We start from the raw sequence: 12662 nt of genomic DNA, 5'->3' as shown, positions 1-12662 counted from the left end.
GTACAATAAGACGTATCACGTGAGTTTAGAGAGGATGTAGATGATGTTTAACAAGACAGATGATTTAGCAATTAACACAATCAGAACGTTATCAATTGATGCAATTGATAAAGCAAACTCGGGGCATCCGGGACTTCCTATGGGGGCTGCGCCATTTGCATATACTTTATGGACTCAGTTCATGAACCACAATCCGAAGAATCCGGACTGGTTCGATCGTGACCGTTTCGTTCTTTCAGCTGGTCATGGCTCGATGCTGCTTTATAGCCTGCTTCACCTTTCCGGCTATGATTTATCACTTGATGAAATTAAAAACTTCAGACAATGGGGATCTAAGACACCAGGTCACCCTGAATACAAACATACGAAAGGCATTGAGGCAACTACTGGTCCTCTTGGACAGGGAATTGGCATGGCAGTAGGTATGGCAATGGCTGAAAAGCACTTAAGCGCCAAATACAATCGTGAAAAATACAATGTAGTTGATCACTATACTTATACACTATGCGGAGATGGAGACCTGATGGAAGGTGTATCTTCTGAAGCAGCTTCACTTGCAGGACATCTTCAGCTGGACAAATTGATCGTTCTTTATGATTCAAATGATATTTCACTTGACGGCGACCTTGACCGTTCATTCTCTGAGAGCGTAAAACAAAGGTTCGAATCTTACAACTGGCAATATATCCGTGTTGATGATGGAAACGATGTTGCTGACGTTGCAGATGCGATTAAAAAGGCTAAAGCTGATACAAGCCGTCCTACAATGATTGAAATTAAGACAGTTATCGGTTTTGGCTCACCTAACAGAGCAGGCACTTCAAAAGCACACGGTGCTCCACTTGGTGCGGATGAAACCACTCTTGCTAAGGAAGCTTATCAGTGGGAAGCTGAAGAGTCTTTCTATGTACCTGATGAAGTGTATAAGCGCTTTGAAGAGCTTGTCGCTCAAAATGGTGTTGAAAAAGAAAATGAATGGAATGAAAAGTTCCAGAGTTATAAATCTGCTTATCCGGAACTTGCACAGGAACTTGAAAATGCCATGAACGGAAAACTTGCAGATAATTGGGATCAGGAACTTCCTGTGTATGAAGAAGGTAAAGCACTTGCAAGTCGTGCATCTTCAGGTGAAGTCCTTAATGCAATCTCTAAAACGGTTCCTACGTTATTTGGCGGCTCAGCTGACCTTGCGGGATCAAACAACACGATGATGAAAGATGAAGCTGACTTCACACCTGAAACACCTGAAGGAAGAAATATCTGGTTCGGTGTTCGTGAATTTGCGATGGGAACTGCGCTAAATGGTATGGCACTGCACGGAGGACTGCGTGTGTATGGTGGTACATTCTTTGTATTCAGTGACTATGTAAGACCTGCAATCAGACTTTCAGCGCTAATGGGTGTACCGGTTACATACGTATTCACTCATGACAGTATTGCTGTTGGTGAAGATGGTCCGACACATGAGCCAGTTGAACAGCTGCCGTCACTGAGAGCGATGCCAGGGTTATCAGTGATTCGTCCGGCTGATGGTAACGAAGTGGCTGCTGCATGGAAGCTGTCTATGGAAGCGCAAGATCACCCGACAACACTTGTCCTTACACGTCAGGGGTTACCTACACTGCCAGGTACTGCAGAGAGCGCCTATGAAGGTGTTAAAAAAGGAGCGTATATCGTATCTCCATCTGAAAAAGATGAAGCCGATGTACTTCTTTTAGCGAGCGGTTCTGAAGTAGGTCTTGCGTATGAAGCGCAACAATCATTACGTGAAAAAAATATTGATGCAGCAGTTGTATCAATGCCTTCATGGGACCGCTTTGAAAAGCAGTCAGCAGAATATAAGCAGTCTGTTCTTCCGAAGAATGTTAAGAAGCGTTTCGCGATTGAAATGGCATCACCGCTTGGTTGGGAACGTTATACAGGCGATGAAGGCGAAGTGCTTGGAATTGATACGTTTGGTGCTTCAGCTCCAGGCGGGAAAGTACTTGAAGAATATGGCTTTACAGTAGAGAATGTTGTAAAACGGGTAGAGTCTTTACTTCAGGCCTAATCAAAATGACTAAGCTGGTGGGCGGTAACTCTGCTCACCAGCTTTATTTGTAGCGGTCATGAAAATAAAAATCATATAACTGCACGAATTATGTAATAAATGATTGTATAATACGGATTGTTCTTGTACACTTTTATATGAAAGTAACAAATAGGAGGCAATATGAAATGGAATTATGGCTTGCAATTGTATTAATTGTTGTAGCTTTGCTGGCCGGAGTCGCACTTGGATTTTTCATCGCTCGTAAATACATGATGACTTATCTTAAAAAGAACCCGCCGATTAATGAGCAAATGCTTCGTATGATGATGATGCAGATGGGAATGAAACCGTCGCAGAAGAAAATCAATCAGATGATGAGTGCTATGAATAAGCAGCAGGAAAAATAATAAATGAACAGGTACTTCGCTTAGGCTGAAGTGCCTTTTATGTTTATTACACATCGCTTTAAACAAAATAAAAAAGGCTTCTCAGCAGGAAGCCTTTTTTATTTGGTCTGCATTTCTAACGCAGCAGGTCTGTAAGTGTGTATTTTTTCAAATTCATTCAGAAGATCGTCAAGTTCCTGTGAATATCTAACGGCAGAAGGGGATGATAATCCTTCTTTTGCAGCAGTGCGGATTAATACCTGACGTTTATCTTCAATCGCTTCAAGTAGCTTTTTTTGTTGATCCCCCATTCAAAGTCTACCCTTTCATCAGGATCCTATATCTATAAGGAGCCTATACATTATTTGTCATTCATTTAACTTAGGGTATAGTATACAGAAAAAAGAGTGAATTGAAAAGAAATTAATCCCTAATACCAATATTTTTACAAGTGTATTTGTGACAAAACTATAACTTCTGCAAAATAGTTTGATACATATTATTGTAAGGTCAATGAGAACTTATCGTTAATTTGCTAAAATGAAGCTAGTGAATACGGATCGGAGTGTTTAGATGGAAGATTTAAATATTTTGTGGGCATTCGGAGCGGGATTTTTGAGCTTTATTTCTCCGTGTGTACTGCCTCTTTATCCTGCTTTTTTATCTTATATAACTGGAATGTCAGTAGACGAGTTATCTAAAGGTAAAGGCATGAGACAAACATCAAGCCTGCTGCATACCCTGTTCTTTCTTTTAGGTTTTCTGCTTGTTTTTATAGGCCTTGCATTTACATCCACCTGGATCTCAGATATTTTTGTTCAGTATGATGACTTTATCCGACAGATAGGAGCAATTTTAATTGTTGTGTTTGGATTGGTTATTGTGGGTGTATTTTCACCTGAATTCCTCATGAAAGAAAGAAGAGTGAGCTTTAAATCGAGACCATCAGGCTATATAGGCTCTTTGTTAATCGGACTCGCTTTTGCAGCCGGCTGGACGCCTTGTATGGGACCAATATTGGGAGCGGTATTCACATTGTCTGCTTCTAACCCGGGGTCAGGGTTTCCTTATATGATGGCGTACTTTTTAGGTTTTGCACTGCCATTTTTTATTCTTTCGTTTTTTATTGGCAGAATTGGCTGGATCAAAAAGAAGAGTATGCTGATTATGAAAACGGGGGGCTGGATTATGATCGGAATGGGTATTATTTTATTTTTCGATGGCCTGACATGGATTATTAACCTGTTGCTTCCGATCTTTGGGGATTTTACAGGCTTTTAAAAGGCTTCCTCCTATTATATATAAAACCATCACCAGGCTGAGACTGCTGTCTCAGTCTTTTCTCTGTAAAATTTTGATGCATGTTTGTGTTGAAGGACTTTTAGTTTAGTTGTATAGTTAATATTAACTATATAAGTAAGGGTGATATGAATGACAAAAGTTCTTGTTGTAGATGATGCGAAATTTATGAGAATGACGTTGAAAAATGTATTGGAAAACTCTTCTTTTCAGGTGGTCGGTGAAGCTGAAAACGGAGAAGAAGCAGTGGAAAAATACAAATCCTTAAGCCCTGACCTGGTTACAATGGATATTACAATGCCTGTATTAGATGGTATATCTGCAGCTAAAGAAATATTAAAGGCAGATCCGAAAGCAAATATTATTATGTGTTCAGCTATGGGGCAGCAAAAAATGGTCATTGAAGCGATTGAAGCGGGAGCGAAAGACTTTATTGTAAAACCATTTGACGGGACACGTGTTGTGGACGCTCTAAGCCGCGTAGTCAATAAATAAGTAATAGGCGCCTTTTACAAACGGTGAAATCTCTATTATACTTAATTGAGGTTTTACATACGTAAGAAATTAAGGATGGGTGCATATGCTTGTTTATCTTTCAACAATTGCCGCTGTCATAATGGGAACGGCTGTATTTATAGTCAGATTAAAGGCTGCAAAAAAACCAGTCACAGCAAGAAAAATCTTTCTTCCGCCGATTTTTATGAGTACAGGAGCTTTAATGTTTATTTTTCCTTACTTCCGCGTAACACCTTTAGAAGCAGTTGAAGCAATGGTTGTCGGTGCACTATTTTCAATCGTATTGATCAGAACTTCAAAATTTGAGCAAAGAGAAGACGGCATTTACTTGAAGGCTTCTAAAGCTTTTCCTTTCATTTTAATCGGATTGCTTATCTTAAGAATTATTATGAAGCTTGCGTTAAGCACAACGATTGAACTCGGAACATTAAGCGGTATGTTCTGGATATTAGCGTTTGGAATGATTGTACCGTGGAGAAGTGCGATGCTGCTGCAATACAGAAGGATGGAAAAAGGGTCTGGCTCTCAGCCTGCTCAGATGGCATAGGCTAAGATATAAAAAAACATCACATATTGTGATGTTTTTTTATAATGCAAATAAATCTTCATATTCTGTGATGTCGATATTCAACTCATCCAGTTTTTTTCTTAAAAATTTATGGTCCCTTTTGGGAGTCGCAACAATATAGCCTCTGACAATCAGATCAAGCGTGATATGATCAGCATTCTCAGAGATTGCAAGCTTCCCGATATTACCTGCAATCTTTTGTTTTGCTACATCACGGAATAGTTCAGGAACCGGGCTGACAAGTTCGTTTAATAATTGTTTCTCATTCGTTCCCCATAGATGAATCGTCTGATTAACATAATGTTCTTCCCAGTCCAGATCTGACTTTCCATCTTCTTTAGGCATTCTTTTCAGGAATTTCCTGAACATAAAAAACCCGCCGATTGCAAACAAAGAGACAAGCACGACGACCCAAAAAAGTATAAACCATAAAAACCAGCCTTCAAGCACATTCGTCACTCCGTTCAGTTAATCTACAAATATTATAAAGGAGTTTATGAACAGCTTCAAGAACTGGTTTGTAAAGACATCTATGAAGTTTGTCATCTGTGTGAATAAGGAAGGTGGCAGATATCATTTTACCTGACGGTAGCCAAGAGAGAGTAACTGGTGTAGGTTTTCACGGCGGACTTCATATATATTTTCGTTGTCTGCGGTCACGCGTATATAATCTTCGGATTCTAAATCATGCTGTTCAACATATTCTTGTTCGATTTTTCTCATAAATACGCCTCCTTTCGGTTGTATATACAATAATATCTGAAAATTCAAATTAATAAATCAGTCAAAAGTATGAATTTTTATACGTTTTGACACGATTGATAAATCTGATTACTTATAACAAACGCCTGTTCTGTTATAATGAAATCATTATGCTGTAAAAGGGGAATGATCAGATGAAATTTTTACATACAGCTGACTGGCACCTTGGAAAGCTTGTACATGGGGTATACATGACAGAAGACCAGTCAGATATCCTTGATCAATTTATCAAATTGGCTGAGCGTGTTCAGCCTGATGCGATTATTGTAGCTGGCGATTTATATGATCGTTCAGTACCGCCTGCTGAAGCTGTTAATCTATTAAATGAAACTTTATACAGGTTAAATGTAGAGATGAAGATACCGATTGTCGCGATTTCAGGAAATCATGACAGTGCTGACCGAATCGCATTCGGGTCGGCATGGTACAAACATTCAGATCTTCATGTAACAGGAAAATGGAGCCCGGCTTTAAAAGGAGTGGAAATTAAAGGAGTCAGATTTCATTCAGTTCCTTATGCTGAACCCTCCGTTATTAGAGAAATATTAAATGATGACTCAATCACCTCTCATCATGATGCCATGAAGAAAATCACTGAAGAAATCTCTTCTTTGGAGGATTTTGGTGAAAAACCGGAAGTTCTGATTGGACATTCATTTGTCACGGGCGGCACTACAACTGACTCGGAAAGAACGCTGTCAGTAGGCGGTGCGGGAACTGTTGGTAAGGAGTTATTTGAACCATTTACATATACAGCGCTTGGTCACTTGCACAGTCCGCACGCGATCAGGGATGATAAAGTACATTATTCCGGTTCCTTAATGAAATATTCGTTTTCAGAAGCTAATCATACTAAAATGGTGAAGTGTGTAACCATAGAAAACCATCATATTTCAGTTGAAGAAATCTTACTTGAACCAAAAAGGGATATGGCAATCCTTAAGGGGTCGCTTGAAGAACTGATGAGACCCGATTTCTATGATCGGAAAGAGGATTATATAAAGGCTGTACTGACCGATGAAGGTGCATTAATTGATCCTATAAACAGACTCAGATCTATTTACCCAAATGTGCTTCATCTTGAAAGAGATATATCAGAGAGAGATAAAAAAATGGATCGACAGGTGCGTGAAAGTCATGAAAACTTGTCAGATACTGAACTATTCAAGCGCTTCTTTGAATATGTCACAGAGGCCGAGTGGACAAAAGAAATGGAAGCAGAAGTACAAGAGAGCATGAATGTAAGTCTTAAGGGAAGTGATAGATTATGAGACCAAAAAAGTTAATTATCAATGCATTCGGTCCATATGCAAAAACAGAAGAAATTAACTTTGAAGAGCTTGGTTCAAGAACAATGTTCGTAATTTCCGGTAAAACCGGTGCAGGAAAAACGACGATCTTTGATGCGATTGCTTTTGCGCTCTACGGAAAAACGAGCGGCGAGGAACGGTCTGCTCAGGATTTAAGAAGTGATTTTGCAGATGAGAATATGCTGACAAGCGTTGATTTTACATTTTCCCTTAAAAATAGAACTTATCGTATCGTACGTTCACCCATTCAGAGTAGAAAAAAAACAAGAGGTGAAGGTTTTACGACAGTCAGTGCAAAAGCGGAAATTTATCAGATTACGGATGGAGAAGAGAAGCTTCTGGGGGCAACGCTAAGTGAATCGGATGATCAGATTAATAAACTGATGCAGCTGGATTTTCATCAGTTCAAACAAATACTGATGATACCACAGGGAGAGTTCAGAACCCTGTTAACGTCGGATAGTACAGATAAAGAGAAAATACTTCAAAAACTCTTTCATACTGAATCATATCGATATTTTCAGGAGTATTTAAAGTTTAAATCAAAAGAACTGAGAGAGAATGCAGCTGGTTTTCTAAAAGATCGCGCACGATATTATAATGCGATTGACCCTCTTGGTGATGAAGAATTAACTGAAGCGTTAGATCAGGAACAAAAGCACGATGACAAAATCTTCACACTAGTAAAAAACTTAGTAGCAACTCAGAAAGATGATTTTAATAACCAGTTTAAAAATATTCATAATAAAAAAGAAAATTATAAAGATATTTTGAAGAGAATTGAAAATGCCCGTTATATTGAACGGGCTTTTACTGAGTTACAAAAAACAAATGATGAACTGGGCCAATTGAAAAAAATTCAGCAGGAAGTCATTGACTGGAAAGAAACATTACGCATTTCCAGAGAAGCAGATAAGATCTGGCCGTATTATAAAGATGCGGAAAATAAAAAGAAAGAATACGAACACAGAATAGAGTTTAAAAATGAAACAAAAGCTAAGTTGTCTGCTATTCAGCAGAAATATGATCAAGTAAAACGGAGTATAGAAAAGCTAAATCTTCAAAAAAGTAATATCGCTGAAGATGAAAGTAAATGTTCAGAATTGCTTTCAGTCAAAGAAAAACTTGACCGGTATCTTATCCAGACAGAGGAGCTGACCCGTCATGCTCAGGCTGGAAAAGTTGAAAAAGAGAAGCTGGAAGGGTTGAAACAGCAGCTTGATCAAAATGAAAAATTAAAAATTGAGCTGTCAGCTAAACAGCAAAAACGCTATGAGCAACAGGCAAGAACAGCAGATTTAAAAGTTGAGATTAATCATTTAGACACTTTAATAAAAACTCTCAGACAGATTGAGCAAATCAGGTCTGTCAAAAACAATTTAGCGAATGATGTAAATGAAAAGAAAGAAAATTTGTCTAGAATTAACAAACAGCTGACAAATGAGCAGAACCTCCTGAATAAAGCTCAGCAGGAACAATCTGTTCAGCATGCCTTTGAACTTTCCAAGCAATTAATACAAGGGGAGTCCTGTCCTGTATGCGGTTCAACTCATCATCCAAATCCGGCAATCAGAGAAGGGGAAATCATAGACACTGAGGGGATTCAAAAGGAGATCCAGTCACTTCATTCTGAAAAAATCAGAAACGAATCAGCTATTCAGCATGCTGATAGCAGAATCAGGGAAATAGATGATGAGATCAAAAAGCTTAATGATGAAAAAGAATCGTTAAAGTATTTTGATCAGAGTGACAGCCTCGGTCATTATGTCGATAAGAAAGCAGCCTTTGAAACTGAGCAGCAAGATCTATTGAGGCAATTAAAAGAAAATGAACCATCAGCAGAAATGAAGCGTATTGAACAAAAAAATCTGGAACTGAATCGGCGCATTCAACAGCTCGAGGATGTTGTTCAGAAAAAACGTGATGATTATATTTCCATCAGAAGTCTGGTCAATCAGTTAAAAGAAGAAATCCCGGAAGAATATCGCAGTAAAGAATATCTGAGCAATCAGATCAGTGCACTTGAGAAGAATATTCAGCAATTTAAAGCACTATATGAACGGACTGAAGCGGAATTTCTGCATACAGATAAAGAGTTTAACAGACTGTCAGAACGATTAAAGCAGGCTGAAAATGAAGTATTTAATTCTGAAAAAACCCTTAAAGACGGTTCAGCCTATTTTCAGGAAGTACTTAAAAAGTCTTCATTTGATCACATTGACGAACTGCTTGAGGGGAAACTTTCTGACTCTGACCGTGACGAATTGGAACAAAAAATATCGTCTTATGAAAAGAAAGTTTTTTCATTGAAAGAATACGCTGAAAAACTGAATCATGATCTGAAAGATGTCACAAAACCGGATATAAGAAAGCTTGAAATAGAAAAAGAAGCAGTTGAAATTGAACTCAGGCAGCTTGAGGAGAGACAATCCCGGCTGTCAGCTTATATCCAGCAGCATGAACAAATCATCAGCCAATTGAAAGAAAACCTGACTGCTTCAGCAGAGGTTGAAAAAAGGTATTTGTTAATTGGACAACTATCTGATATTGCCAATGGACAGAATGAATTAAAGCTGACGTTTGAAAGATTTGTATTGGCTTATTATCTTGAAGACATTTTAATTGTTGCAAATGAGAGGCTATTGAAAATGACTTCCGGCCGATATGAATTGCATAGAAAAGAAGATCGTTCAAAGGGTAACAAGCAGGGAGGGCTTGAGCTTTTAGTCATGGATCACTATACAGGACAGCAAAGACACGTGAAGACGCTGTCGGGTGGTGAAGCATTTAAAGCATCGCTTGCGCTTGCGCTCGGTCTTGCTGACGTTGTGCAATCATATTCAGGTGGTGTCTCTCTTGAAACAATGTTTATTGATGAGGGTTTTGGAACGCTTGACCCTGAATCGCTGGATCAGGCAATTGAATCATTAATGGATATTCAGACAGGCGGGAGGCTGGTGGGAGTCATATCTCACGTTCCTGAATTAAAAGAACGAATTGATGCGAGATTAGAAGTGTTTTCAACGAAAGGCGGCAGTTCAACGAAGTTTATATTTGAAACGCTGTAAGTGTCACAATATATACAACATCATACAGCAGACTATCTTGTCACAGGTTCCTCATTTCTGTACGATTAAATGCAAGTGAGTATCAGAAAAAAAGGAGCTTTTTTATGAATAAAAGAGTAATAACAGCAGGGATGACTGCTATGTTTTTAATGTCAGCATGTTCCGGTGATTTTGAAGGGAATATGGAAAAAGAATTAACATCATTTGAATTTACAAATCAGAATGGTGAACAGGTCACAAATATAGATTTGGAAGGAACACCGGTGGTTGCTAACTTTATTTTTACGAATTGCGACACAGTCTGTCCACCGATGACTTATAACATGACTGGTTTACAAGAAGCCATAGAAGATGAAGGTGTGGAAGACTACCGTATGGTTTCTTTCAGTGTAGATCCCGAGAAAGATACGCCTGAGGCTTTACAGGAGTTTATAGAAAGATATGAGTTAAATGAAGATAAATGGGATTTTTTGACTGGATATGAATTTGAAACCGTCAGCACGCTTGCGCTTGAATCATTCCAGGGTCTCGTTGTAGACGACCCGAAATCTGATCAAATGACTCATCCTACCAGCATTTACCTGATCAGTCCAGAGGGTACTGTTGTCAAAAGTTATGACGGTTTGGAATCAGTCCCGGAGGATGAAATAATTGCTGATCTGAAAACACTTCAAGACAGCTGATTTGGGGGATAAAGTTGAAAAATAGCAAATGGTATAAAAAGAAACGATTCTACTTTTTCGGCTTTTTAATCACTTATTTAATTATTTTTACTTATCATCAGTACAAGTCTCTGCCTGAAGGGATTTCTATTATCAGTGCTGAACATAGAGCTGGAAGTGTGGAATTCTATCGGGATTTGACTTATGAAGAGAATGGTGAACGGGTGCTGGATCATCAGATATATGATCGTGTATATGAAATGGTTGATGAAGCAGAAAATTTTATTGTAATGGATATCTTTATGATGGATGGAAGAGTGAGTGAAGAAAAAGGTTACCCGGATTTGGCTGGTAATCTTATGGAGAAAATCATCCGGAAGAAATCAGAACATCCTGATATGCCAATTATTTTTATAACCGATCCTTACAATACGGGATATGGATCTTATGAAGGCAAGTGGCTGCATCCAATGGCAGACGCAGGTGTTGACGTTATTGTCACTGACCTGGCTGATTTAAGAGATTCAACACCTATTTATTCAACGATTTGGCGGATGGGTCCGATGCACCTGGGAAAAAGCAGTAATGGCTGGCTGCCGAATCCATTTGTAGAAGGAGGTCCTGATATGACAATCAGGTCATTCCTGGATCTTGCAAATATAAAAGCTAATCACAGAAAAGTTGTAATCACTGACCAGAGCGCGATGGTGATGTCAGCTAATGCACATGATGAATCGGGGTTTCATAATAACGTCGGGTATGAGGTAACAGGGCCTATAATCGAAGATATGTTAAGAGCAGAAGAAGCGGTGGCAAAAATGTCAGGCAGTGATGTTGAGTTCCCCCATTATCAAATTACAGAGGATTACACTGGCTCCGATTTGAAAGTTGCTTACAGTACAGAAGGGAAGACAAAATTACAAGTAATTTCTGCTATACAGAACACTGATGAAGACGATGATATTTGGCTTGCAATGTATTATTTATCAGAGCCTGAAATAATAGATGAACTTGTAGAAGCAGCAAATAGAGAAGTAAATGTATCGATTGTGCTCGACCCGAACGAAACTGCTTTTGGTAATAAAAAAACCGGACTTCCAAACAGACCAGTCGTAAATGAAATGGTTGAAAATTCAAATGAAAAGATTAACATCAGGTGGTATAATGTGGGCGTAGAGCAATTCCACCCCAAAATGATGTTTGTCCGTACAGATGAAATGAGTAAAATTATTTCTGGATCTACTAATTTTACAATGAGAAATATGAGAGATTATAACCTCGAGAGTGCTATCATAGTTTCTGGTCCTCATGATGCACAAGTAATGAAAGATACTGAAGCTTACTTTCAACAGATGTGGAATAATGAAGGAGCTGAGTATACATTACCGCTTGAAAAGTACCAGGATACACTATCTTTTTGGCAAAGAGGAGTTTACTGGATGCAAAAAACGTTAAAGCTTACGACGTATTAATTTAGGAGGTCCTGTTTGAACCGAAAACAATGGGTTTTGCTAATTATCATGTCGACAGTTCTAATATCAAGTGCAATGACGATGATTCTGCTACTATTATCAGAATCTGAGACAGATTTTTCTGAGAAAACTCAATCAGAAAATAAAATAATTGTTCCAGATGAGCCTGACCAGCAGGAAGTTGAAAAAGCTGTTTCAGAAGAGGCTGATCGAGAAAATACTGATAAAAATAAAGACGGACCATCATTCAATGAAGGGGAAACGGTCAATGAGTATTTTGGTGAAACTCCCGGTGATGAACCTGATTTTCAGAAAGAATTGCCAGATCAGAGCCAGGACAATGATTCATCAGAAGACAGCCAGGCGGATACGGAAGTCCGGATGCCAAACGATCCGATTGAGCCTGAAGTAAACTTTCAAGATCCTAATTAGATAAATTTTCCTAAGGCGCCTGGTTGATGTCATGCGCCTTTATTTTTTCGGTTATCACTTGTAAGGCTTTATAACAGTATGTTACGATGATGAACGTGTTTTTAATTCCCGGTTAAGGGTATATAAGTGTAGTCCCTAATAACCAGAAGGCTATT

General features: G+C 38.7%; 13 protein-coding genes. 10 read left to right on the top strand and 3 right to left on the bottom strand.

Features of this window, described 5'->3' with window-relative positions; genetic code table 11:
* The first annotated feature begins 43 nt into the window (after nucleotides 1-43).
* Complete coding sequence (gene tkt, locus ACH6CZ_RS03455; protein ID WP_374096509.1) at nucleotides 44-2050, top strand: transketolase; 2007 nt, start codon at nucleotides 44-46, stop codon at nucleotides 2048-2050.
* Between the two features lie 167 nt (nucleotides 2051-2217).
* On the top strand, nucleotides 2218-2439 hold the full coding sequence (locus ACH6CZ_RS03450; protein WP_374096021.1) for a YneF family protein: 222 nt from the start codon (nucleotides 2218-2220) through the stop codon (nucleotides 2437-2439).
* A gap of 98 nt (nucleotides 2440-2537) precedes the next feature.
* Here ACH6CZ_RS03450 and ACH6CZ_RS03445 read toward each other — a convergent pair whose 3' ends face one another.
* Nucleotides 2538-2729, bottom strand: coding sequence for a Spo0E family sporulation regulatory protein-aspartic acid phosphatase (locus ACH6CZ_RS03445; protein WP_374096020.1), 192 nt, complete (start codon nucleotides 2727-2729; stop codon nucleotides 2538-2540).
* A gap of 262 nt (nucleotides 2730-2991) precedes the next feature.
* Here ACH6CZ_RS03445 and ACH6CZ_RS03440 point away from each other — a divergent pair, with 262 nt between their 5' ends.
* The 3 genes from ACH6CZ_RS03440 to ACH6CZ_RS03430 all read left to right on the top strand — a co-directional run bounded on the left by ACH6CZ_RS03440 (nucleotide 2992) and on the right by ACH6CZ_RS03430 (nucleotide 4780).
* Nucleotides 2992-3699 (top strand): cytochrome c biogenesis protein CcdA, encoded by a 708-nt coding sequence (locus ACH6CZ_RS03440; RefSeq protein ID WP_374096019.1) that lies wholly within the window; start codon nucleotides 2992-2994, stop codon nucleotides 3697-3699.
* Between the two features lie 150 nt (nucleotides 3700-3849).
* The gene (locus tag ACH6CZ_RS03435; protein ID WP_374096018.1) at nucleotides 3850-4212 is read left to right on the top strand and encodes a response regulator; all 363 of its coding nucleotides are present in this window, start codon (nucleotides 3850-3852) and stop codon (nucleotides 4210-4212) included.
* A gap of 85 nt (nucleotides 4213-4297) precedes the next feature.
* On the top strand, nucleotides 4298-4780 hold the full coding sequence (locus ACH6CZ_RS03430; protein WP_374096017.1) for a CcdC family protein: 483 nt from the start codon (nucleotides 4298-4300) through the stop codon (nucleotides 4778-4780).
* A gap of 39 nt (nucleotides 4781-4819) precedes the next feature.
* Here the strand turns inward: ACH6CZ_RS03430 and ACH6CZ_RS03425 are convergent, their stop codons facing one another.
* Nucleotides 4820-5251, bottom strand: coding sequence for a DUF2621 domain-containing protein (locus ACH6CZ_RS03425; RefSeq protein ID WP_374096016.1), 432 nt, complete (start codon nucleotides 5249-5251; stop codon nucleotides 4820-4822).
* A 123-nt stretch (nucleotides 5252-5374) separates the two neighbouring features.
* Complete coding sequence (locus ACH6CZ_RS03420) at nucleotides 5375-5524, bottom strand: hypothetical protein (RefSeq protein WP_374096015.1); 150 nt, start codon at nucleotides 5522-5524, stop codon at nucleotides 5375-5377.
* 173 nt (nucleotides 5525-5697) lie between these two features.
* On the opposite strand from ACH6CZ_RS03420, the gene ACH6CZ_RS03415 reads away from it, so the two are divergent.
* The 5 genes from ACH6CZ_RS03415 to ACH6CZ_RS03395 all read left to right on the top strand — a co-directional run bounded on the left by ACH6CZ_RS03415 (nucleotide 5698) and on the right by ACH6CZ_RS03395 (nucleotide 12507).
* The gene (locus ACH6CZ_RS03415) at nucleotides 5698-6834 is read left to right on the top strand and encodes an exonuclease SbcCD subunit D (protein WP_374096014.1); all 1137 of its coding nucleotides are present in this window, start codon (nucleotides 5698-5700) and stop codon (nucleotides 6832-6834) included.
* A complete protein-coding gene (locus ACH6CZ_RS03410) occupies nucleotides 6831-9941 on the top strand; it encodes an AAA family ATPase (RefSeq protein WP_374096013.1) in 3111 nt (1036 codons plus the stop codon). Before ACH6CZ_RS03415 ends, ACH6CZ_RS03410 begins: the two co-directional genes overlap by 4 nt.
* Before the next feature lie 104 nt (nucleotides 9942-10045).
* Nucleotides 10046-10624 (top strand): SCO family protein, encoded by a 579-nt coding sequence (locus ACH6CZ_RS03405; RefSeq protein ID WP_374096012.1) that lies wholly within the window; start codon nucleotides 10046-10048, stop codon nucleotides 10622-10624.
* 14 nt (nucleotides 10625-10638) lie between these two features.
* A complete protein-coding gene (locus ACH6CZ_RS03400) occupies nucleotides 10639-12075 on the top strand; it encodes a phospholipase D-like domain-containing protein (protein WP_374096011.1) in 1437 nt (478 codons plus the stop codon).
* A 15-nt stretch (nucleotides 12076-12090) separates the two neighbouring features.
* Nucleotides 12091-12507, top strand: coding sequence for a hypothetical protein (locus ACH6CZ_RS03395; RefSeq protein ID WP_374096010.1), 417 nt, complete (start codon nucleotides 12091-12093; stop codon nucleotides 12505-12507).
* Nucleotides 12508-12662: the final 155 nt, after the last annotated feature.

It is taken from the genome of Jeotgalibacillus sp. JSM ZJ347, from assembly GCF_044383825.1.
In the GTDB taxonomy this organism is placed as follows: Bacteria; Bacillota; Bacilli; order Bacillales; family Jeotgalibacillaceae; genus Jeotgalibacillus.
Note: the sequence above shows the minus strand (reverse complement) of the source record. Positions and strands in the feature narration are given on the sequence as shown.

Excerpts from the sequence above, each read along its gene's own strand:
- ACH6CZ_RS03415 (WP_374096014.1), top strand. The coding sequence starts at position 5,698 with ATGAAATTTTTACATACAGCTGACTGGCACCTTGGAAAGCTTGTACAT.
- tkt (WP_374096509.1), top strand. The coding sequence starts at position 44 with ATGTTTAACAAGACAGATGATTTAGCAATTAACACAATCAGAACGTTA.
- ACH6CZ_RS03435 (WP_374096018.1), top strand. The coding sequence starts at position 3,850 with ATGACAAAAGTTCTTGTTGTAGATGATGCGAAATTTATGAGAATGACG.
- ACH6CZ_RS03450 (WP_374096021.1), top strand. The coding sequence starts at position 2,218 with ATGGAATTATGGCTTGCAATTGTATTAATTGTTGTAGCTTTGCTGGCC.
- ACH6CZ_RS03420 (WP_374096015.1), bottom strand. The coding sequence starts at position 5,524 with ATGAGAAAAATCGAACAAGAATATGTTGAACAGCATGATTTAGAATCC.
- ACH6CZ_RS03440 (WP_374096019.1), top strand. The coding sequence starts at position 2,992 with ATGGAAGATTTAAATATTTTGTGGGCATTCGGAGCGGGATTTTTGAGC.
- ACH6CZ_RS03430 (WP_374096017.1), top strand. The coding sequence starts at position 4,298 with ATGCTTGTTTATCTTTCAACAATTGCCGCTGTCATAATGGGAACGGCT.
- ACH6CZ_RS03410 (WP_374096013.1), top strand. The coding sequence starts at position 6,831 with ATGAGACCAAAAAAGTTAATTATCAATGCATTCGGTCCATATGCAAAA.
- ACH6CZ_RS03405 (WP_374096012.1), top strand. The coding sequence starts at position 10,046 with ATGAATAAAAGAGTAATAACAGCAGGGATGACTGCTATGTTTTTAATG.
- ACH6CZ_RS03445 (WP_374096020.1), bottom strand. The coding sequence starts at position 2,729 with ATGGGGGATCAACAAAAAAAGCTACTTGAAGCGATTGAAGATAAACGT.